The sequence below is a fragment of the Stenotrophomonas maltophilia genome, assembly GCF_013464915.1.
GTDB lineage: Bacteria > Pseudomonadota > Gammaproteobacteria > Xanthomonadales > Xanthomonadaceae > Stenotrophomonas > Stenotrophomonas maltophilia_AT.
The window spans coordinates 15,216-36,524 of record NZ_RAVT01000046.1 but is presented as its reverse complement, the minus strand read 5'-3'; the positions used below and the strand labels follow the sequence as shown (position 1 = coordinate 36,524).

At 67.8% G+C, this 21,309-nt stretch carries 15 protein-coding genes; 14 read left to right on the top strand and 1 reads right to left on the bottom strand.

The window, feature by feature from the left end; translation table 11 throughout:
- Positions 1-41: 41 nt before the first annotated feature.
- The gene (gene pncB, locus D7T59_RS15870; RefSeq protein WP_164137208.1) at positions 42-1,223 is read left to right on the top strand and encodes a nicotinate phosphoribosyltransferase; all 1,182 of its coding nucleotides are present in this window, start codon (positions 42-44) and stop codon (positions 1,221-1,223) included.
- A 22-nt stretch (positions 1,224-1,245) separates the two neighbouring features.
- Here the strand turns inward: pncB and D7T59_RS15865 are convergent, their stop codons facing one another.
- Positions 1,246-1,611, bottom strand: coding sequence for a hypothetical protein (locus D7T59_RS15865; RefSeq protein WP_033834854.1), 366 nt, complete (start codon positions 1,609-1,611; stop codon positions 1,246-1,248).
- A gap of 457 nt (positions 1,612-2,068) precedes the next feature.
- Between D7T59_RS15865 and D7T59_RS15860 the strand changes: the two genes are divergently transcribed.
- The 13 genes from D7T59_RS15860 to bcsZ all read left to right on the top strand — a co-directional run bounded on the left by D7T59_RS15860 (position 2,069) and on the right by bcsZ (position 21,276).
- Complete coding sequence (locus tag D7T59_RS15860; protein ID WP_033834853.1) at positions 2,069-2,608, top strand: fimbrial protein; 540 nt, start codon at positions 2,069-2,071, stop codon at positions 2,606-2,608.
- A gap of 85 nt (positions 2,609-2,693) precedes the next feature.
- A complete protein-coding gene (locus tag D7T59_RS15855; RefSeq protein ID WP_164137207.1) occupies positions 2,694-3,422 on the top strand; it encodes a fimbrial biogenesis chaperone in 729 nt (242 codons plus the stop codon).
- A 92-nt stretch (positions 3,423-3,514) separates the two neighbouring features.
- A complete protein-coding gene (locus tag D7T59_RS15850) occupies positions 3,515-6,079 on the top strand; it encodes a fimbria/pilus outer membrane usher protein (RefSeq protein ID WP_180852774.1) in 2,565 nt (854 codons plus the stop codon).
- Entirely contained in the window at positions 6,070-7,107 is a 1,038-nt protein-coding gene (locus D7T59_RS15845; RefSeq protein ID WP_164137206.1) for a fimbrial protein, read from the top strand. Before D7T59_RS15850 ends, D7T59_RS15845 begins: the two co-directional genes overlap by 10 nt.
- A gap of 213 nt (positions 7,108-7,320) precedes the next feature.
- On the top strand, positions 7,321-8,859 hold the full coding sequence (gene bcsE / locus D7T59_RS15840) for a cellulose biosynthesis protein BcsE (protein WP_180852761.1): 1,539 nt from the start codon (positions 7,321-7,323) through the stop codon (positions 8,857-8,859).
- On the top strand, positions 8,856-9,035 hold the full coding sequence (gene bcsF, locus D7T59_RS15835; RefSeq protein ID WP_164137204.1) for a cellulose biosynthesis protein BcsF: 180 nt from the start codon (positions 8,856-8,858) through the stop codon (positions 9,033-9,035). Before bcsE ends, bcsF begins: the two co-directional genes overlap by 4 nt.
- Positions 9,032-10,663 (top strand): cellulose biosynthesis protein BcsG, encoded by a 1,632-nt coding sequence (gene bcsG / locus D7T59_RS15830; RefSeq protein ID WP_258013137.1) that lies wholly within the window; start codon positions 9,032-9,034, stop codon positions 10,661-10,663. The genes bcsF and bcsG overlap by 4 nt, the downstream gene beginning before the upstream one ends.
- Positions 10,663-10,842: a cellulose biosynthesis protein BcsR gene (bcsR, locus tag D7T59_RS15825; RefSeq protein ID WP_049451376.1), complete on the top strand. Its 180-nt coding sequence runs from the start codon at positions 10,663-10,665 to the stop codon at positions 10,840-10,842. Before bcsG ends, bcsR begins: the two co-directional genes overlap by 1 nt.
- The gene (bcsQ, locus tag D7T59_RS15820; RefSeq protein WP_164137202.1) at positions 10,839-11,594 is read left to right on the top strand and encodes a cellulose biosynthesis protein BcsQ; all 756 of its coding nucleotides are present in this window, start codon (positions 10,839-10,841) and stop codon (positions 11,592-11,594) included. Before bcsR ends, bcsQ begins: the two co-directional genes overlap by 4 nt.
- Positions 11,594-14,218 (top strand): UDP-forming cellulose synthase catalytic subunit, encoded by a 2,625-nt coding sequence (gene bcsA, locus D7T59_RS15815; RefSeq protein WP_180852762.1) that lies wholly within the window; start codon positions 11,594-11,596, stop codon positions 14,216-14,218. The genes bcsQ and bcsA overlap by 1 nt, the downstream gene beginning before the upstream one ends.
- A complete protein-coding gene (gene bcsB / locus D7T59_RS15810) occupies positions 14,215-16,578 on the top strand; it encodes a cellulose biosynthesis cyclic di-GMP-binding regulatory protein BcsB (protein ID WP_180852763.1) in 2,364 nt (787 codons plus the stop codon). The genes bcsA and bcsB overlap by 4 nt, the downstream gene beginning before the upstream one ends.
- A complete protein-coding gene (bcsC, locus tag D7T59_RS15805; RefSeq protein ID WP_180852764.1) occupies positions 16,578-20,159 on the top strand; it encodes a cellulose synthase complex outer membrane protein BcsC in 3,582 nt (1,193 codons plus the stop codon). The genes bcsB and bcsC overlap by 1 nt, the downstream gene beginning before the upstream one ends.
- Complete coding sequence (gene bcsZ / locus D7T59_RS15800) at positions 20,143-21,276, top strand: cellulose synthase complex periplasmic endoglucanase BcsZ (RefSeq protein WP_164137199.1); 1,134 nt, start codon at positions 20,143-20,145, stop codon at positions 21,274-21,276. Before bcsC ends, bcsZ begins: the two co-directional genes overlap by 17 nt.
- Positions 21,277-21,309 lie beyond the last annotated feature (33 nt).

Below are 21,309 nucleotides of genomic sequence, written 5' to 3'. Positions count from 1 at the left end.
GCGCGCCCACGGTTCACTCCGCCGGGCGCATAATCCGCCCCATGCCTATCATCCAGTCCCTGCTCGACACCGACCTGTACAAGTTCACCATGATGCAGGCGGTGCTGCACCAGCACCCCGGCGCCCAGGTGCAGTACCGGTTCAAGTGCCGCACCCCCGGCATCGACCTGGCCCGCTACATCGACCAGATCGACGAAGAGATCGACCACCTGTGCGGCCTGCGTTTCAGCAGCGCGGAACTGGACTACATGCGTGGGCTGCGCTTCGTGAAGCCCGACTTCGCCGATTTCCTCGGCCTGTTCCACCTGGACCGCAAGTACATCCAGCTGCGTGCGTCGAAAACCGTGCCCGGCGAGATCGAACTGGACATCACCGGTCCCTGGCTGCACACCATCCTGTTCGAAGTGCCGTTGCTGGCGATCATCAACGAAGTCTGGTTCCGCAACACCACCACGCCTGACTTCGCCGAAGGCGAGCGGCGCCTGCAGGCCAAGGCCGCGCTGCTGCGCGATACCCCCGGTTTCGAACAGTGCCGCATCGCCGACTACGGCAGCCGCCGCCGCTACTCGCGCGACTGGCATGCGCGCCTGTTGCCGTTGCTGCGCGATGCGCTGGGCCCGCAGCTGGTGGGAACCAGCAACGTGCACTTCGCGCGCCTGTACGGCATGACCCCGCACGGCACGATGGCGCATGAGTACCTGCAGGCGTTCCAGGCGCTGGGCCCACGACTGCGCGATTCGCAGGTGGCGGCACTGGAATCGTGGGCGCGCGAGTATCGGGGCGACCTGGGTATCGCGCTGTCCGACGTGGTCGGCCTGGACGCGTTCCTGCGCGATTTCGACATGTACTTCTGCAAGCTGTTCGACGGCGTCCGGCATGACTCCGGTGATCCGTTCGACTGGGGCGACCGCATGCTGGCGCACTTCCAGCAGCGCCGGGTCGACCCGCGCAGCAAGGTGCTGGTCTTCAGCGACGGCCTGGACATCGCCAAGGTCATGCGCCTGTACGACTACTTCCGTGGCCGCTGCCAGGTCGCGTTCGGCGTCGGCACCCACCTGACCAATGATCTGGGTCCGACGCCGCTCAACATCGTCATCAAGATGGTCCGCTGCAACGGCCAGCCGGTGGCCAAGCTCAGCGATTCGCCGGGCAAGAGCATGTGCGACGACCCTGGCTACCTGGCCTACCTGCGCCAGGTCTTCGAGCTGCCGCAGCCGGCGTAACCGCGCCGGCCCTCAGTGCTGCTTACAGGTAGTCGACCACGACCAGGTAGGCGCCCTGCAACGGCTGCTGCTTCGAGGCCTGCACGCTGTAGCGCTCGGAGAAGGCGATATCGCCGGCGCGCATCGCGCTGGCCGACACCGACAGCTTCTGCCCCTGGCGCTTGCCATCGCGCAGCGTTGCGGCCTGGCCATCGGCCAGCGCCGTCACAGCCACCGTCGAGCCCTTGGCCGACGGCGGGCAGGCCGCCAGGCTCAGCTCGCCCTGGGAAAGGTTGGTCGTGCAGCCCGGTTCGACGATGCGGCCGCTGAAGCGGATGCTGCCGCTGCTGGCCTGGGCCACGGCACTGATGGACATCAGGGCCACGCACAGCAGAAGGGAGGTTCTCATGACACGTTCTCTGGTTCGGTGTGTCCTAGTTAGCGACAGCTTCGATCAGCCTTTAATAGGACGATTCCGAATCTGCTAGGCCCATCACCAAGAAAGAGTGATGTGCATCAAAGAAGCCGATTTCCACCTGAAAAAGGCCTGTTTCCGTGCATGCCGAACGCGACGCCCGACGCGTCATCCAAGGTCGTTTCTGACTTGATCCGACGACCGTCAACTCCCCGCGCCTTCAAGGCCATCATTTCGCCTATCACGTCACATTTGGAGCGTCAATGAATTGACGTTCAGAAAAATAATGAGACTTTCATCACACTTGTGCATATACTTGCGTCACGGATTCAGGGGAACGTATGTCCGAATCCGGCCACAGGTGAGACGCAAGGATGGGTCTTGTTCGCCCGGCAGTGCTCCTTGCTTCCTCCTCTACTTCCATCTCTTCAGTAGGGTTAGGTAAAAGCGAATGCACAAGATCAACCTCATCGCCGCTCTGATGCTGGCCGCCGCTCCGCTGGCCGCCAACGCCGCCGACGGCACCATCACCTTCACCGGCAAGGTGACCGACAAGACCTGCACCATCTCGACCCCGGGCGGCAAGGACTTCGCCGTCAACCTGCCGACCGTGTCGAAGAACACGCTGGCCGCCGCCGGCAACGTTGCGGGTCGTACCCCGTTCGCGATCAACCTGACCAAGTGCAGCGCCGGCAACGTCGCTACCTACTTCGAGCCGGGTTCGACCGTTGACTTCAACACCGGCCGCCTGCTGAACCAGGCCTCGGCCAACGCTGCCACCAACGTGCAGCTGCAGCTGCTGGGCTCGAACAACCAGGTCCTGCCGATCAAGGCTGCAGGTGCTGGCCAGGCCCAGACCAACTCGCAGTGGGTCACCGTCGGCACCGACGGCTCGGCCGACCTGAACTACTACGCCGAGTACTACGCCACTGCCGCCGCCACCCCGGGCGACGTCACCAGCAGCGTCAAGTACACGATCATCTACAACTGATCGCAGCCGTATCCGCACTGGCCGGCGTACGCGCCGGCCAGTGCCTCGCGGCCTCTGGCCCCATACCTCGAGCGTAGTACTTCCGATGAAAGCATTCTTTCCCCGGGCGCTGCTGCTGGCAGCGTTCACGCTGCCCTTCTGCCAGGACGCACTGGCCGGCGTGGTGGTCAATGGCACGCGGGTGATCTATCCGGCGCAGGCGCGCGAAGTCACCGTGCAGGTCGACAACGTCGGCGACTCGCCCGCCCTGGTCCAGGCCTGGATCGACAGTGGCGACGCCAACCAGACCGCCGATACCAGCGACGCCCCGTTCGTACTGACGCCGCCGATCGCGCGCGTCGAACCGGGCCGCAGCCAGGCGCTGCGCCTGATCTTCTCCGGCGCGCAGCTGCCGACCGACCGCGAGTCGGTGTTCTGGCTCAACGTGCTGGACGTGCCGCCGTCGCCGGACAACGCCGACAGTGGCGACCAGAACTACCTGCAGGTCGCGTTCCGCTCGCGGCTGAAGCTTTTCTACCGGCCGCAGGGCCTGAAGGGCGTCGCCAACGACGCACCGTCAGCACTGCGCTGGACCCGCAACGGCGACCGCCTGCGGGTGGAAAACCCGAGCCCGTTCCACGTCACCCTGGCCGAAGTGCACGCCGTGACCGGCAGCACCGAAAAGGCTGTCGAGGACAAGGGCGCAATGGTTGCGCCGAAGCAGAGCCTGGAGTTCGCCGCACCGGCGGGCACCGACCAGGTCCGCTTCATCACCATCAACGACTACGGCGGCCGGGTGGAACACACGATCCGCCTCGGCAGCACCGGGGGCTGAACGCGCCGCGCTGGCCCACGGCCCGCGCATCCCGCCACCGCCGCCGTGCGGCGAACTGAAGGAATGTCAGTGTGATCGGAAACAGATTGACATTGTCGATCCATCAGGCGCTTTGCCTGCTGGTTGCTGGCGTGGCCTGCCCAGGATGGGCGCTGGCCGCCCCGGCCAATCTCGGCGAACAGGCGCTGATGGCGCAGAGTGGTGCGGCCACCGCGCGTGCACCGGAGTCGGCGCAGTTCAACTCCAGCTTCCTGTCCGGCCAGGCCAAGCAGGTCGATCTGGCGGCCTTCAGCAACGGCAACCCGATGGTGGCCGGCAACTACCGCGTCGACGTCTACGTCAACGGTGCCTGGCAGGGCCGTCGCGACCTGCAGTTCAAGGCCGATGCGCAGGGCCGTGTCGACGCCTGCCTGCCGCTGCCGATGCTGGAGGAAATGGGCGTGGACAGCGAGGCCGTGCTGCTGCAGCAGGACCCGTCCGTGCCGACCGACAAGACCAGCTGCGTGCCGGTCCAGCAGCGCATGGCCAATGCCTATGGTGTCTACGACAGCGGCAACCTGCGCTACGACCTCAGCATCCCGCAGGTGTTCCTGCGCCGCGAGGCGCGTGGCTACGTCAACCCGGCCCTGTGGGACCGTGGCATCAATGCCGGCTTCGTCGGCTACAGCTTCAATGCCATCGACAGCGACAGCCGCGTCGAAGGCGGCCAGCGCAACCGCAGTGCCTACCTGGGCCTCAATGCCGGCCTCAACCTGGGCGGCTGGCAGTTCCGCCACGACTCGAACCTGACCTGGTCCGAGGGCGACGGCCGCCACTGGCAGAGCATCGCGACCTACGCCCAGCGTGGCATCCCGCAGGTGCGCGGCATGCTCACCATCGGTGAGGCCTACACCACCGGCGAGCTGTTCGATTCGATCGGGTACCGCGGTGCCAGCCTGGCCAGCGACGACCGCATGCTGCCCGATTCGCTGCGTGGTTACGCGCCGGTCGTGCGCGGCATTGCCGAGACCAACGCACGCATCGAAGTGCGCCAGAACCAGCAGCTGATCTACTCCTCCACCGTATCGCCGGGCAGCTTCGTCATCGACGACCTGTACCCGACCGGCTACGGCGGCGACCTGGAAGTGAGCGTGATCGAGGCCGATGGCCGTCGCCGCGAGTTCAAGGTGCCCTTTGGTTCGGTGCCGCAGATGCTGCGCGAAGGCGTGTCGCGCTACTCGCTGACCGCCGGCCAGGTGCGCAACAAGCTGCTGGCCGACGAGCCGTGGCTGGTGCAGGGTACCTACCAGCGCGGTATCGGCAACCAGCTGACCCTGTACGGCGGCAGTGCACTGAGCGACGGCTACCTGTCGCTGCTGTACGGCGTTGGCCTGTCCACGCCGGTCGGCGCGTTCGCCGCCGACGTCACCCATGCGCGTACCTCGTTCGATCACTACGGCAACCACACCGGTGCCAGCGTGCGCCTGAGCTACAGCAACATGATCGGCGAGACCGGGACCAACCTGACCCTGGCCGCCTACCGCTATTCGACCGAAGGCTTCTACAGCCTGCAGGACGCACTGTACGGCCGTGATTCGGACAAGCGCGGCATCGATCCGACCACCCGCGGCCGCCAGCGCAGCCAGTTCCAGGTGACGCTGAACCAGCCGCTGGGTCGCCGCGGCGGCGCGCTGTACCTGACCGGTTCGGTGCGCGACTTCTACGATCGCCCCGGCACCTCCAAGCAGTACCAGGTCGGCTACAACAACGCCTGGCGCTCGGTGAACTACGGCTTCTCCGCGCTGCGCACCGAAGAGGGCGTGCTTGGCCGTTCCGATACCCAGTACCTGCTGTCGATGAGCGTGCCGCTGGGCCGTGGCACCCACCCGGTGTCGTTCAGCGCCGACCTCGGCGTGCGCGATCGCGGTGGCTACGACAACAGCCGCGTCGGCATCACCGGTTCGGCCGGCGTCGACAACAACTTCAGCTATGGCGCAGCCCTGTCCGACTCGCGCGAGGGTGGCACCACCGCGGTCGGCAACGTCGAGTACCGCAGCCGCTACTCGGCACTGAACGCGACCTACAGCCATTCGCGTGATTTCCGCCAGGCCTCGGTCGGTGCCAACGGCAGCGTGGTCGTGCATCCGGGCGGCTTCACCTTCACCCCGCAGCGTGGCGACACCATGGTGCTGGTGGAAGCGCCGGGCGCACGCGATGCCATCGTCAGCAACGCCCCGGGCCTGCGCGTGGATGGCCGTGGCTACGCCGTGGTGCCGTACGTGTCGCCGTACCGCCTCAACACCGTCACCCTCGATCCGCAGGGCATGGCCCACGACGTTGAACTGGAGAGCACCAGCCAGGCGATCGCGCCGTTCGCCGGTGCCATCAGCTACCTGCGCTTCGATACCCGCAAGGGCAACGCGCTGCTGATCCAGGTGCGCAACCCCGATGGCCGCAGCATGCCGTTCGGCGCGCAGGTCAAGGACGAGCAGGGCCAGCCGGTGGGCATGGTCAGCCAGGGCGGCCGCCTGTACGTGCGCAGTGAGCAGAACCAGGGCCGCCTGCTGGTGGAGTGGGGCGCAGGCGCCGACCAGCGCTGCACCGTCGATTACCAGGTTCCGGCAGGCGCCGACGCGTCCAAGACCGGCTTCATCCCGCTGGAGGCAGCATGCCGATGATTTCTTCCCGTGGCCGCAAGGTGCTGGCTGCAGTGGCACTGCTGGGCGGCGCGCTGCTGGCGCAGCAGGCCAGTGCGGCCTGCCGCATCCAGATCAATGGTTTCGTTGCGCAGGACGTGCAGATGGACATGGGGCAGATCGTGATCCTGCCCAGCACGCCGGTAGGCGGCGTGATCAAGGAAATCAGCGTGCCGATCAACCAGCAGAACAGCGTGGCCCGCTGTGACTACTGGTATGGCGGCAGCTCGACCGGCGAATATGTCAATGCGCCGCAGAAGCGGCCGGTGGCCGGCTTTGCCAACGTCTACGAGACCGGCGTTGCTGGCGTGGGTATCCGACTGTTCCGCGACTCCGGCGCGATCCAGACCTACTACCCGCATTCGATCAACTTCGGCGCCAACTCCACCATCTCGCTGATCGGTGGCCAGTTCCGCATCCAGTTGATCAAGACGGCCGCGCAGACGGGTTCGGGCGTGATCGCACCCAATGGCCGCTTCACGACCTATTACTTCGATGGGGATGGTCCCAGTCGCCCGGTACTGACCTCGACCTTCAGGGGCTCGGGCACCACCGTGGTCAGCCCGACCTGCGAAGTGCAGGCCGGCAGCCGCAACATCGCGGTCGATTTCGGCAGCGTGGCCAATACGACCTTTACCGGTGTTGGTTCCAGGGCCGTCGATCGCGATTTCGAGATCCGCCTGAACTGCCAGGGAAGCAACGTTGCCGCATACCAGAGCAAGATCGGCATCCGCCTGGATGCCGACCAGGACAGCTCGAACATGCCCGGCGTGCTGAAGCTCAGTGCGGCCACCAACAGCGCCACCCGCATCGGCATCCAGATGGTCCAGCGCGACGGCAGCAGCGAACGCGAAGTGCGCTTCGGCCAGACCATCAGTGTCGGCACCACCACCACTGGAACCAGTGTCATGAGCCTGCCGCTGCGGGCCCGCTACGTGCAGACCCAGGCCGGTACCGTCGGTGCCGGCACCGCCAACGGGCAGGCGACGTTCACGATCCAGTACGAGTAGTACGCGCTTTCCATTGCTGAGTTTCGAGCCTCACGTCGCCCGTTCCGCGGGCGGCGTTGACTGCGTCTTGATCCCGCAAACGTGAAGATCGGGGCTATCATTGCCGTACAGAAACATGAATGTGATGTACGTCATGGAAATGACCTCCTTTTCACCGCAATGCCTCTACTGCCGGGCTTCCCGCCCGGGTGAGGGGCAATGAAAGGATCCGGCGTGCCAGCGACCCACCTTGCCATTGCCGGATTGCCCGCCGAGTTCGTTGAGATGCGCAGCGGAGGCCTTTACTGGGTGGTGGCTGCCGGCAGCGCGCCGACGGACCTGCTCGGTGCCGGTGTGCTGGCCACGGCCGACGCACTGGACGAGGCCGTGCTGGTCACGCTGGGGCGGGGGGCCGAAGCGATGCTGGCGCTGCTGCCTGCCGACCAGGGGCCGGCCCGCCTGCGGCTGTTCCAGCGCTCGCACCACGGCATGCAGCAGGCGTTGCGCGGGCTGACCGGCGATCTGCCGCGCACCGCCTCGGCGCGTACCCGGCTCAGCCTGGTGCAGTTCCCGGTGGCGGCGCTGGACGGCTGGGATGACGCCCGCCTGGCGCGCTGGTGCCAGCAGCTGCAGGAATGGGCCGCACAGGCGCAGCAGGTGCTGCTGTTGCTGTGCCATGGCGAAGTGGCGACGCTTGCGCCACGTCTGCTGGCGTTGAACCGCAGCTGCGCCGGCGTGGCCCAGCTGCATCCGCATCGCGGCGCCCTGCAGCTGCTGCTGCATTACTGGTCCAACAGTCATGGTGTGGTGGCCCAGCGATCGTTCGGGGTGCAGCAGGAAAGCCGTGGGCTGCGCCATCTGGCCGAGGCCGATGCCGCCGCGACGGCGATCGGTTCGGCCAGCGGCAGTGACCGCGATGTCTACCTGGCCCAGGCCGAAGTACTGGAAGGTGCGCCACCACTGTCGGCGGCCTGGCGCCTGTATGACGGCTGGGGCGGATTGCTGCCCGCCGCGCTGCAGGCGCGCGAGGCCACCGTGGTGCTGGCCATCGACGAGAATGCCAAGGTGGATGCACTGGCCCGCCTCCTGCACCGCCTGCGCCGCGAACGTGGCAACGCATTGAAACTGGTGGTGCGCGAGCTGCAGCCCTGCCTGCGCTATGCCGATGAGCGCCTGCTGATGCAGTGCGGCTGCAGCCTGGTGGTGCCCGCCGACACCCCGTTGCCGCGTCTGTTGACCCTGCTGGAAACCGTGCAGCGTCAGCGTTGGCAGGGCCAGCTGGCTGAAGATCCAGAGCCGCTGATCCGTGCGCATCGACCGCCTTCGGTGAGTGGCCTGGTCAACGCCGCACGATTCCGTCAGGTCGCAGGTGAACGCATCGACCAGGACGGCAGCGCGGTGGAAAGCGCCGTGCTGGCGCTGCAGCCGGTGGCCGGCCTGCGTGCCGAGCAGACCCTGCAGCAGCTGCGCATCCGCCGCCAGGGCGATCTGGCCTGTGTCTATCGCGGGCAGGTACGGCTGTTCCTGTTTGGCTGCCGGCGTGATGCAGTCGAGCAGGCCCTGGGCAATCTGTTCCGCCTGCCCTGGCGCGAACTGTTCGATGGCTACCAGCGTCTGGCCGAGTACGACATTGCAGCGATGAACGCCCGCAGCAGCGATCCGGAGGCCGAGGTACTGCCTGAAGCCCCTGCGGTCCTGCCGGCTGTGGCCCCGACGCTCGAGGCACCTGTTTTCACCGCTCCGAAGCCGCTGCGACTGGGAGATCGCGCATGACTACCGACCAGCAGCTCTGGACCCTGATCGTCGCCTGTGCACTGGTGATGATTCCCTTCGGTGCCATGCTCGGTGCGCTGTGGCGCGGGCTGCGCCGCGGTGTCGCGCGCTGGCTGCCGCCCCGCCACCTGCGCCGCGCCGGCGTGCGCCAGCGCGCACCGCGGAGGGCTGCATGAGTCCGCAGATGGCACCCGCATCTCCCTTTGCCTGGGCCGACCTGCGCGGCTGGAACCTGTATTTCCTGTCCAAGGTGGTACTGGCCTGGATGGGCGCGCTGGATCTGAAGATCCTGCCCAACCTGCTGTTCCTGGGCGCGCTGCTGATTCCACTGCGCTGGCGCTGGGCACGCATCGCGCGCACCGTCGTCGCGGTGCCGGTGGGCGTGGCCCTGTACTACCAGGACACCTGGTGGCCGCCGTTCCGGCGCCTGTTGGTGCAACCTGGCGTGCTGGACTTCTCGGCGGACTACTGGCTTGAGCTGGCCCAGCGCTTCATCAACTGGCAGATGGTGGCGGTGCTGGCGATGCTGGTGCTGGCCTACGTACTGCTGAAGCCGTGGCTGCGCATCACCACCCTGAGCGTGCTGGGCATGCTTGGCCTGGCCGTGATGGCGATACCGGTGCCGGCGGGCTGGAACTGGGGGCAGGGTACCGCCACCGCGGCCACCGCCAGCGCCGGAGGCGCCTCGGGTGGCAGCCTGCCGCCGGCCAACAACGAGACGCTCAATGCGTGGCTGGCCAGCTTCTACCAGCAGCAGGCCAGCCTCAAGACCGGTTTCCCGGCGCCGGGCAGTGGCGCACCGTTCGACGTCATCATCCTCAACATCTGCTCGCTGGCATGGAGCGATCTGGATGAAGTGGGGCTGCGCCAGAACAACCTGCTCGACCACATGGAAGTGGTGTTCGACGACTTCAACTCGGCAACCGCCTACAGCGGTCCGGCAGCGATCCGCCTGCTGCGCGCCAGCTGTGGCCAGACCTCGCATACCGGGCTGTTCGATCCGGTGCCAGCCGAGTGCCAGCTGTTCTCGAACCTGCAGCATCTGGGCTTCCAGAGCGAACTGGCGATGAACCATGACGGTCACTTCGACGATTTCATCGGTGAACTGCACCAGTACGGCGGGTTGCAGGCGCAGCCGATGGATATCAGCGCATTTCCGACTGCGCTGGTGGCCTTCGACAAGTCGCCATTGCGCCGCGATGGCGATGTGCTGATGGCCTGGTGGAAACAGCGGATGGCCGGGTCCAGCCAGCAGGTGGCGCTGTTCTACAACACGATCTCGCTGCACGATGGCAACCGTATCGTTGGTGCCGATGGCCGCTCCAACGCCGCCGACTACAAGGCACGTGCGGAAATGGTGCTGGGCGACATGGCCGGGTTCGTCGACGCGGTGGAGAAGAGCGGCCGCCGCGCGATGATCGTGGTGGTGCCCGAGCATGGCGCGGCCCTGCATGGCGACCGCATGCAGATTCCGGGCATGCGTGAGATCCCCAGCCCATCGATCACCCATGTACCGGTGGGCGTGAAGCTGATCGGCATGGGCGCACCGGCGGCCGGCGGCCCGCGTCATGTCCCCGAACCGAGCAGCTACCTGGCGGTGTCCGAGCTGGTGTCGCGCGTGTACGCGCTGAACGCCCAGTCGCCGCCGAGCGAGCGCAACTGGGACAGCCTGCTGAAGGGGCTGCCGCAGACGCCATCGGTATCGGAGAACGAAGGCGCCAAGGTCATCGAGTACGCCGGCAAGCCCTGGCTGCAGCTGCAGGGCAGCCAGACCTGGAGCCCCTACCCCGAGGAGGCCCGCTGATGCCTGCCGATATTCTTGCCGTGCCGGTCACGCTGTCCGTGGAAGAGGATGACATCGACCTGCTGCGCCGCAGCCTGGACATGCCGGGGTTGCCCTATGTGGACTTCTCGGCCCAGCGGGAACGTGCCCGTGCGCTGGCGCGCTGGCCGTTGCTGGCCGAGCTGGAGCCGCGCCGATGAGCACCTTGCTGTCGCTGCAGGGCATCCATGGTGGAACCGGCGTCACCACAGTGCTGGCGGCGCTGGGCCAGAGCCTGCACGCCCAGGGGCAGCGCGTGCTGCTGGTCGAATGCAGCCCGGACCAGATGCTCGGCCTGCACCTGGGCCTGCCTGTCGACGTGGACACCGGCTGGGCGCGCGCGCAGCTGGACGGTACCGATTGGCGTGACGCCGCCTATGCCGTCGCAGCAGGTCTCGCGGTGCTGCCTTATGGTCGTGTCGACGCCGAGGCCGCGATGCGCATCGAACAGCAGCTGCAGCAGGCACCGGCCACCTGGGCCGAGCGCATTCCGCTGCTGGAGACCCAGTTCGACTGGATCCTGTTCGACCTGCCGCAGCGCCTGCCGGCGCACGCTGCGGCCATCAACCAGCACGCGCGCTGCACGCTGCCGCTGCGCCTGGCCTGTGTCGATCCGGTCAGCCATGTGTTCCTGCAACGGCAGCCGGATGACACCCGCCTGCTGCTGGCCAACCGCTACGATCCGGTCATTCCGGTGCAGCGCGACCTGATGCAGCTGTGGCTGCACGCGCACGGCGCGCGGCTGGTGCCGCAGCCGCTGCACGAGGACGCGCGGGTGCCCTCCGCACTGGCCAGCAAGCAGCCACTGGGGCGCTATGCGACCGATTCGCTGGCCGCTGCCGATGTCGATGGCCTGGTGCTGTGGTGCCTGGCCGAGGCCGCACGGCGCCAGGCCGCGACGGGGGCACGCTGATGGGCGCCCGCGTCTACTACCTGGGCTGGGGGCGCCTGCGCGAACGGGTGCATGCGTCCTGGCCAACGCGGTCGCTGCTGTGGCTGCTGCAGTGCGTGGGCTGGGCGTTCCTGCGCCTGGAAGGGCCGGCGTGGCAGGCACAGGCCCCGCGCCTGCGCAACGCCTTCCCGCAGATCCAGGGCGACCGTCGCTGGCGCCCGGGCGATCCACTGCGGTTGCTGATCCAAGCCATGTGGCTGTCGGTGGTGCGGTTGGTACCGCAGCCTTCGCTGAGGCGGCAACGGTTGGCCCGGGCCCGGCGCGAACGCATTGCCGAACTGCGTGGCGCGGCCGGTCGCGGCCGCCTGCGCTATCTGCGCGCCATGCGCGATGCGCCCAGTGAATTCTGGAACAGCCGTGTGGCGGCCTGGTTCGGCCGCAAGGTGGGCAGCCTGTCGCCACGTTCGCGGCACGTACTGACCCTGCTGGTCGGGTTGGCCACGCTGGGCCTGGCGGCGCTGTGCGTCACCCAGCCGTTCACCTATCTGGCGCAGTTCGTGTTCGTCGTGCTGCTGTGGGTCATCGCGCTGCTGGTACGGCGCATGCAGGGGCGCTATGCGACGCTGGTGCTGGTGGTGCTGTCGATCACTGTGTCCTGCCGCTACCTGTGGTGGCGCTATACCGCCACGCTGAACTGGAACAGCACCTTCGACCTGGTCTGTGGCGTGGTGCTGCTGGCGGCGGAAACCTATTCGTGGCTGGTGCTGATGCTGGGCTACGTGCAGGTGGCCTGGCCGCTGCGTCGCCGCCCGGCACCGCTGCCGGCCGATATCCGCCAGTGGCCGACGGTGGATGTGCTGATTCCCACCTACAACGAAGACCTAGCGCTGGTGCGGCACACCGTGTACGCGGCGATGGGCCTGGACTGGCCGGCCGACAAGCTGCGCATCCATATTCTCGATGATGGCAAGCGTGAGGAATTCCGCGAGTTCGCCGAGCGTGCCGGGGTCAACTACATCACCCGCTCGAACAACCATCACGCCAAGGCCGGCAACCTCAACCATGCGTTGACCCTGATCGATGGTGAGCTGGTGGCCATCTTCGACAGCGACCACCTGCCAGTGCGTTCGTTCCTGCAGATCACCTGCGGCTGGTTCCTGCGCGACCCGAAACTGGCGCTGGTGCAGACCCCGCACCACTTCTTCTCGGCCGATCCGTTCGAACGCAACCTGCAGGTGTTCCGCAGCGACCCCAACGAGGGCGAGCTGTTCTACGGCCTGGTGCAGGACGGCAACGACCTGTGGAACGCGGCGTTCTTCTGCGGCTCTTGCGCGGTACTGCGGCGTGAGGCCATCGATGCCATCGGCGGGTTTGCCACCGAGACCGTCACCGAAGATGCGCACACCGCGCTGCGCCTGCATCGCAAGGGCTGGAACTCGGCCTACCTGCGCATTCCGCAGGCGGCCGGCCTGGCCACCGACAGCCTCGGCGCGCACGTCAACCAGCGCATCCGCTGGGCGCGCGGCATGGTGCAGATCTTCCGCATCGACAACCCGCTGCTGGGCAAAGGCCTGAGCCTGTTCCAGCGCTTCTGCTACGCCAACGCGATGCTGCATTTCCTGGCCGGCATTCCGCGCCTGGTGTTCCTCACCGCACCACTGGCGTTCCTGCTGCTGCACGTCTACATCATCTATGCGCCGGCGCTGGCCATCCTGCTGTTCGTGGTGCCGCACATGGCCCACGCCAGCCTCACCAACGCACGCATCCAGGGCAAGTACCGGCGGCCGTTCTGGGGCGAGGTGTACGAGACGGTGCTGGCCTGGTACATCGCGCGTCCCACCACCGTGGCACTGTTCAGCCCGGGCCGCGGCAAGTTCAACGTCACCGACAAGGGTGGCACCCAGGCCGGCGATCGATTCGACTGGCGCGTGGCGCAGCCCTACCTGGTGCTGGCGCTGCTGAACGTGCTTGGCCTGTGCTTTGCCGTGTGGCGCTTCATGCACGGGCCGCTCGATGAACGCGGCACGGTGGTCGTCAGCTCGCTGTGGGTGCTGTACAACCTGCTGATCATCGGCGGTGCGCTGGCGGTGGCCGCGGAAGTGCAGCAGGTGCGGCGCACGCATCGCGTCACCACCCACCTGCCGATGGCGCTGCAGGTGCCTGATGGCCGCCGCCTGCGCGGCGTGCTGCAGGACTACTCCAACGATGGCGTGGGCGTTGAGCTCGGCGAAGACGCACAGCTGGCCGAGGGCCAGCGCGTGCAGGTGCTGCTGGGGCGGGGCCGCCGCGAATTCGCGTTCCCGGCGCGGGTGCAGCGCACCGTCGGCCAGCGACTGGGCCTGCTGCTGCTGTTCGAGGACGAACGCCAGCGCGTGGAGTTCGCCCAGTGCACGTTTGCCCGCGCCGATGCCTGGCTCGACTGGCACGCCGGTTACCAGCCCAAGAGCCTGCCGCGCAGCCTGTGGAGCGTGCTGGTGCTGGGCTGGCGCGGCTATCGACGGATGGGTGATTTCGCACCGTTCGACCTCGACCGCCCGGCACACTGGAACCGTCGCCTGCTGCGATGGCTGGCCAGTTTTGCTCCACAACGTCCGCTTCCTTCCCACCCGGCTGACCCAGCCGCTGATCCAGGGCTTCGTCCATGACCCTTCCGTCCTCTCTGCGTTGGCTGCTGTTGCCCCTGCTGGCCCTGCCCGTGGCGTCAGGCAACAGCGCGCCTGCTCCGGCGCCGGTGGTTCCTCCCACCACGGCGCCTGCCGCGCCGCCGGTGCCCAGCGTGCCGGCCGCGCCAGCCACACCTCCCGCCGCCGGTGCCGAGCCCGCACTGGCGCAGACCTGGACGGGCAGCGCCTGGCCCTGGCAGCGGCAGAACACCTTCGCGCAGCTGGGGCGTCGCCAGGACACGCTGCTGTCGGGGGTGCGCAATGCCACCACCTTCGAGTTCCAGGTCCGCCGTGACCGCCTGGTCCGCGATGCCGAGCTGGACCTGAGCTTCACGCCGTCACCGTCGCTGTTGCCGACCCTGTCGCACCTGCGGGTCTACCTCAACGACGCGATGATGGGTGTGGTGCCGATCAGCAACGATCAGCTGGGCCGCCCGGTGCAGGCCAAGCTGCCGCTGGACGCGCGCCTGATCGCTGATTTCAACCAGGTCCGCCTGGAGTTCGTCGGCCACTACACCGACATCTGCGAAGAGCCGACGCACAGCTCGCTGTGGGTCAACCTGTCCAGCAACAGCACGCTGCGCCTGGGCGGCCAGCCGCTGGCGATGCAGGACGACCTGGCCAACTTCCCGCTGCCGTTCTTCGATCCGCGCGATACCGCACGTCTGGAACTGCCGGTGGTGTTCGCTGCGGCACCCAGTCTGGCACAGCAGCGCGCGGCGGCGGTGATGTCCTCGTACTTCGGCAGCCTGTCAGGCTGGTGGCGGCAGGCGCGTTTCCCGGTCAGCTTCGGCACGCTGCCGGACAAGGGCCACGCGGTGGTGCTGGCGGTCAACGGCAGGTTCCCGCCGGTGATCGCCAACCATGCCCCGGTCAAGGGCCCGATGATCGAACTGATGTCGCTGCCGGAGGATCCGCAGCGCAAGCTGCTGCTGGTGCTGGGCCGCAACGATGACGACCTGCAGAAGGCGGTGGCAGCAATGGCGGCCGGCAACGTGCTGTTCCGCGGCCGCCAGGTCAGCGTAGACGAGATCAAGCCGCTGGCCCCGCGCAAGCCGTACGATGCACCGAACTGGGTGCGTACCGACCGCGCCGTCCGCCTGGCCGAATTGCTCGATTACCCGCAGCAGCTGCACGCCAACGGCGTGTCGCCGCAGCCGATCACGGTCAACCTCAACCTGCCGCCGGATCTGTTCATCTGGCGCAACCAGGGCATTCCGCTGAACCTGCGCTACCGCTACACGCCGCCGTTCGGCAGCGATGAGTCGCGGCTGGGCGTGGCGATCAACGATCAGTTCATCTCCAGCTTCCCGCTGGTGCGTCGCAACGGCAAGCAGGGCCTTGAGGAAATCCGCCTGCCGGTGCTGGCCGGCGATGCCGGTGCCGACGACGGGCGTCTGCTGATTCCGGCGCTCAAACTGGGCGACCGCAACCAGCTGCGGTTCGATTTCAACTTCGCCAGCGTGATGGGCAGTGCGCAACGCGACCACTGCCAGACCGTGCTGCCGCCCAACCTGCAGGCAGCGATCGAAGAAGACTCGACCATCGACTTCTCCGGCTTCCATCACTACATGGGCCTGCCGGACCTGTCCGCATTCGCGCTCAGCGGTTTCCCCTTCACCCGCATGGCCGATCTGTCCGAGACCGTGGTGCTGGTGCCGCCCAGCGCCAGCGAAGCACAGGTCAGCCTGCTGTTGAACCTCATCGGTGGGCTGGGCGTGCAGAGTGGCTACCCGGCCTATGGCCTGCGGCTGTCCGATGACTGGAAGCAGGCCAGCGCGCTGGATGCGGACCTGCTGATGCTGGGCGCCCTGCCGGCCGAGCTGCGCGGCAGCCAGCAGCTGTCGCTGCTGATCGACGACCAGCGCACGCGCCTGCTCAATGGCCAGTCGCCTTCGCCGCAGCAGGCGATGGAACAGGCCCGCCGTGGCAGCCGCGATGGCGATCCGGCGGTGACCGAAGTGGCAGTGAGCGCGCAGGCACCGTTTGCCGCGATCATCGGCATGCAGTCGCCGAAGCATGCGCAGCGCAGCATCGTTTCGCTGGCCGCCAGCAATGCCGCCGACTACGGCCTGCTCGACGATGCACTCAGCGATACCGGCAAGCGCGAAGCCATTGCCGGTTCGGTGGCGATCCTGCGTACCTCGGGCATCCACAGCCAGTTCGTTGGCGATCACTACTACGTCGGTGCGCTGCCGTGGTGGCTGCTGCTGTGGTACCACCTGGCCGACCACCCTGCGTTGCTGGCGGTGCTGGCCACGCTGGTGGTGCTGATGGTCGCCTTCCTGCTGTGGCGCACGCTGCGCTGGGTCGCGGCCAAGCGCCTGGACCCGGGGCACTGATGGCACGCACGCGGCATCCGCTGGTCACCGCTTCCGGCCTGGTCCTGTTGGGACTGGCCGGTGCCGGGCCCTGCGCGGCGCAGGCCCTGCCCGATACACCGGGCGGAACCGTCGCCGAGCAGCGCCAGTGGTTGCTGCAGCAGGTGCGCATTGGCGAGGCCACCGGTCGCCAGAGCCTGATCGAAGACGCGCTGGCGCGGCTGCGCATGCTGGCACCGGATGATCGCGGCACGCTGGTGGCGATCCTGGAAGTGCAGCTGTCGCAGCAGAAGCTGCAGGATGCCGAGGCGACCCTGAAGCGCCTGCGCGAGATCGGCACGGGCACGCGTGAACTGGCCGCCGGCGAACGCCTCTGGCAGGCCTATCGCGGTGACCTGCAGCAGGATCTGCAGCAGGCGCGTCTGTTCGCTGCCGGTGGTCGCAGCGCCGAAGCGCTGGCGATCTACCGACGCCTGTTCAACGATGATCCGCCCGGCCTGCAGCTGGGCCTGGAGTACTGGCGCCTGCGCGGCGCCCAGGCGGATGGGCGTGCACAGGCGATCCGCGCGCTGAGCGGACTGGACCGCAGTTATCCCGGCAATGTGCCATTGCTGCAGGCGCTGTCGCAGATGCTGTTCGCTGCCGGCCGCGATGCCGAGGCGCTGGCCGCGCTGCAGCGCATGGGGCGCAATCCGGAAGCCCGCGGCATGGCGGCGGATGCCGAGTGGGCCTACCTGAAGGACCAGCCGGCCGATGACCGCAGCGTGCGCAGGCTGCAGGACTTCATCACCCGCAATCCGACGTTTGCCGACATCGCGTTGGTGCGCGAGCGCTACACCGACCAGCACAAGCGGGTCAGTGATCCGGCGTGGCGCGCCGGCCTGCGCGGCCAGCAGTTGCTCGATGCAGGCCGCAATGAAGAGGCCGAGCGGGCTTTCCTGCAGGCCCTGCGCGGCTATCCGCGCGAGCCCGACCTGCTGGGTGGGCTGGGCATGTCGCTGATGCGCCAGGGCCGCCGCGAGCAGGCCATCAACTATTTCCAGCGTGCAGTCCAGGCCACCCCGGCCGGCGACAGCAACGACAAGTGGCGTGACCTGATCGCCAGCACCCGCTACTGGCTGCAGCTGGACCAGGCCGATGCGGCGCTGGCGGCCGGCCGGCTGGACGAGGCCGAGCGACTGTATACGCAGGCGCGCCGCCAGCAGCCCCGCGACGTCACTGCTGCACTGGGCCTGGTCGACGTGGCCGTGGCCCGCGGCGATGACGCCGCAGCCGAACGCCAGTTGCAGGTTGCCCGGCGGATGGCGCCCAACGATGCCAACGTGATCCGCAAGCTGGTGCAGCTGTACGGCCGCACCGACCCGCAGCGGTTGGAAGCCTTCATCAACGCGTTGCCTGCCGCCCAGCGCAGGTTATATGCCGAAGACCTGCGCCAGCTGCAGATCAGCCGCCTGCGTGAGCGTCGCGAGCAGGCGTTGGCTGCTGGCGATGCAAGCACCGCGATCACGCTGGGACAGCAGCTGCGCGGCGAGCTGCCGGGCGATGCATGGCTGGCCTATGCGCTGGGCAACGAGCTGCGCGCTGCCGGCCGGCAGGACGAGGCCGACGTGGTGGTGGCCGACATGGCCACGCATAACGACAGTGCCGAGGCGCGCTACGCGCAGGCGCTCTATCTGTCGGGATCCGATCGGCTGCCGCAGGCGCTGGCGGTGCTCGATGCGCTGCCGCAGGCACAGTGGGACGACGATATCCGCGCGCTGTCGGCGCGCCTGCAACGGCAGCAGCTGGTCGATCATCTGTGGGATCTGCGTGCGCAGGGCAGGGAGGCCGAAGCCATCGCGCTGCTGCAGCAGCAACCGCCCAGCACCGACAACGATCTGCTGATGGCCGAGTGGGCGCGCCTGCGCGGCGATCATGCGCAGGCGCTGCACTACTACCAGCGCGTGCTCGCTGCACAGCCGGGCAATGTGGATGCGCAGCTGGGCCAGGTACAGGCCTGGATCGGCACCGGCGATCTGGCCAGCGCACGCCGACAGATGCACGACGCACCGCCGGCAGTGGACGATGCCGGGATCGGCCAGCAGCGTCAGCTCGCCACCATCTGGACCGACCTGCGCGAGGACACGAAGGCCTTGGCGATCCTGCGCGCGTTGCTGGCGCGCAAGGCCGGGCCCGACGCACAGTCCTGGCGTGACGCGGCACGGCTGGTGCGCCGCGATGATCCACAGCAGGCGCTGGACATGTACGCACAGGCGATGGCCGACAACGGCCTGTTGGCTTCCAGCCAGGCCACGCCGCGCGACAACCGCGCGCTGACCCTGGCCAGCCGCGAGACTGCAGGCGACGACTGGTTGCGTCGCAGCCTGCGCAGCGATGTGGAAACCCTGTACCAGCAGGAGAACCCCACCCTGACGGTGATGCAGGATACGGGCCGCCGCAGCGACGGCACACCTGGCGTCTCGCGGCTGTCGCGTGATACCCGCATCGCGCACCTCGACGCACCGTTTGCCGGTGGTCTGGGCTGGGCGCGCATCGAACAGGTAAGCTTCGACGCCGGCCGCTTCCAGACCGACGGGGACGGCGCCTACGACGAGGATTTCGGCAGCTGCGACCTGGATCTGCTGCAGGCCGACAACAGCCGCCTGCGCGCACCGGGCTGCACCCGTTTCGTGCACCAGCGGCGCACCTCCGGCGCCGGCTTCGCCGTCGGCTGGCGCACCCTGGATGACCGCTGGAACTTCGATATCGGCCACACCCCGTCCAACTACGTGGTCGGCAACTGGCTTGGCGGTGTCACCCTCAATGGTGACCTCGGGCGCTTCGGCTGGGGCGCCACGGTGTCGCGGCGGCCGATGACCAATTCGCTGCTGTCGCAGGCCGGTGCGGTTGATCCGCGCAGTGGCATCAGCTGGGGCGGCGTCACCGCCAACGGCGTGACCTTCAGCCTCGGCTACGACCAGGGCGGCCGCGATGGCGTGTGGTCGAACTGGAGCTGGCATCGGCTGACCGGCCACAACGTGGTCGACAACACCCGCGCACGCGCGATGGTGGGCTGGTACCACAAGCTGATCCAGCGCCCCGACATGCGGCTGGACGTAGGCACCACCGCGATGTACTGGCGCTACCAGAAGGACCTGGGCGGCTACTCGCTGGGCCAGGGCGGCTACTACAGTCCACAGCGCTATGCGTCGCTGAGTCTGCCGGTCAGCTTCGCCTGGCGTAATGACGTGTGGTCGGTGCGCGTGGATGGCTCGGTCAGCGTGTCCAGCGCGCGCACGTCCTCGATCAGCCGCTTCCCCGACCAGGCCTTGATCGATCGCGTGATCGAGCAGCTGGAGCCGCAGTATGGCCCGCTGCGGCTGGACGAGGCCGGCCTGTATACCGGCGACAGCCGGAGCACTGGCACCGGCTACCGCCTGTACGGCGCGGTCGAGCGCCGCCTGGGCGACCACTTCGTGCTGGGTGCCGCCGGTACCCTGCAGCGCAGCCGCGATTTCTCGCCGAACTCGTTCCAGCTCTACCTGCGCTACACCTTCAAGCCCTGGCAGGGAAACCTGCCGTTGCCCGTATCGCCACTGGTGCCGTATGGCGAATTCCGCTGACCTGCACCGACGGCGCCTGCTGCAGGCGGCCGCCACGCTGCCGCTGCTTGGCTGGTGCAGTGCACAGGCCGCGCCCGCAGCGCGCTGGCCGGCGTGGCAGGTACTGGTCGACAGCAGCCTGAGCCGCGACGGACGCATGATCGATCGCAGCCAGGACGATCAGCGCAGCACCTCCGAAGGCCAGTCCTATGCGTTGTTCTTCGCCCTGGTCGACAACGACCAGGCGCTGTTCGACCGCATCCTGGGCTGGACCCAGGACAACCTCGCCGGTGGCGACATGGGCAAGCGCCTGCCGGCCTGGCTGTGGGGCCGGGATGACAAGGGAAGCTGGCGGGTACTGGACAGCAATCCTGCGTCGGATTCCGACTTGTGGCTGGCCTACAGCCTGCTGGAGGCGGCGCGCCTGTGGCGCCGCCCGGCTCTGCAGGCGGTTGCCGAAGGCATGCTGCAGCAGGTGCGTGAGCGCGAGATCGTGCAGTTGCCGCAGCTGGGACCGATGCTGCTGCCCGGGCCGCAGGGCTTCGTCGAAGACGATGCCACCCGTGTCAATCCCAGCTATATGCCGCTGCCGCTGCTGCGCCGCTTTGCGGCGGAGGATCGCAGCGGACCGTGGCAGGCACTGGCGCGCAACAGCGTGAAGCTGTTGCAGCAGAGCAGCCCGCACGGGTTCGTACCGGACTGGGCGGCGTGGAAAGGCGATCGTTTCGTCGTCGATCCGGTGCGCGGCGCGGTCGGCAGCTACGATGCCATCCGCTGCTACACCTGGGCGGGCATGACTGCATCGCGCGATCCCTTGTTCCGCACGCAGCTGGCGGCCCTGTCCGGGCCTCTGCAGCGCCTGCGCAGCGGTGCGCCGATGTGGGAAAAGATCGACACCCGCAGCGGCCAGGGGCAGGGCGAAGGCAACTATGGATTCCGTGCGGCACTGCTGCCGTACCTGATCGCCCAGGGCGACGCGGAGCGTGCGCAGTCGCTGCGGGCCAGCCTGCCCAGCGCCGAACAGCAGCGCGCCGACGCACCGGCCTACTACGCGCAGATGCTGGCGCTGTTCGGCTTGGGCTGGGCCGAAGGGCGCTGGCGTTTCGCCGCCGATGGCCGCCTGCAGCCCAAGCGCTGAGCGTGCTGTCCGCCCGGCATGGCCCGGCGCTAC

Coding starts and splice junctions, on each gene's coding strand:
- bcsQ (WP_164137202.1), top strand. CDS start 10,839: ATGAGCACCTTGCTGTCGCTGCAGGGCATCCATGGTGGAACCGGCGTC.
- bcsC (WP_180852764.1), top strand. CDS start 16,578: ATGGCACGCACGCGGCATCCGCTGGTCACCGCTTCCGGCCTGGTCCTG.
- bcsF (WP_164137204.1), top strand. CDS start 8,856: ATGACTACCGACCAGCAGCTCTGGACCCTGATCGTCGCCTGTGCACTG.
- bcsG (WP_258013137.1), top strand. CDS start 9,032: ATGAGTCCGCAGATGGCACCCGCATCTCCCTTTGCCTGGGCCGACCTG.
- D7T59_RS15855 (WP_164137207.1), top strand. CDS start 2,694: ATGAAAGCATTCTTTCCCCGGGCGCTGCTGCTGGCAGCGTTCACGCTG.
- D7T59_RS15860 (WP_033834853.1), top strand. CDS start 2,069: ATGCACAAGATCAACCTCATCGCCGCTCTGATGCTGGCCGCCGCTCCG.
- bcsB (WP_180852763.1), top strand. CDS start 14,215: ATGACCCTTCCGTCCTCTCTGCGTTGGCTGCTGTTGCCCCTGCTGGCC.
- D7T59_RS15845 (WP_164137206.1), top strand. CDS start 6,070: ATGCCGATGATTTCTTCCCGTGGCCGCAAGGTGCTGGCTGCAGTGGCA.
- bcsR (WP_049451376.1), top strand. CDS start 10,663: ATGCCTGCCGATATTCTTGCCGTGCCGGTCACGCTGTCCGTGGAAGAG.
- D7T59_RS15865 (WP_033834854.1), bottom strand. CDS start 1,611: ATGAGAACCTCCCTTCTGCTGTGCGTGGCCCTGATGTCCATCAGTGCC.
- pncB (WP_164137208.1), top strand. CDS start 42: ATGCCTATCATCCAGTCCCTGCTCGACACCGACCTGTACAAGTTCACC.
- bcsZ (WP_164137199.1), top strand. CDS start 20,143: ATGGCGAATTCCGCTGACCTGCACCGACGGCGCCTGCTGCAGGCGGCC.
- bcsA (WP_180852762.1), top strand. CDS start 11,594: ATGGGCGCCCGCGTCTACTACCTGGGCTGGGGGCGCCTGCGCGAACGG.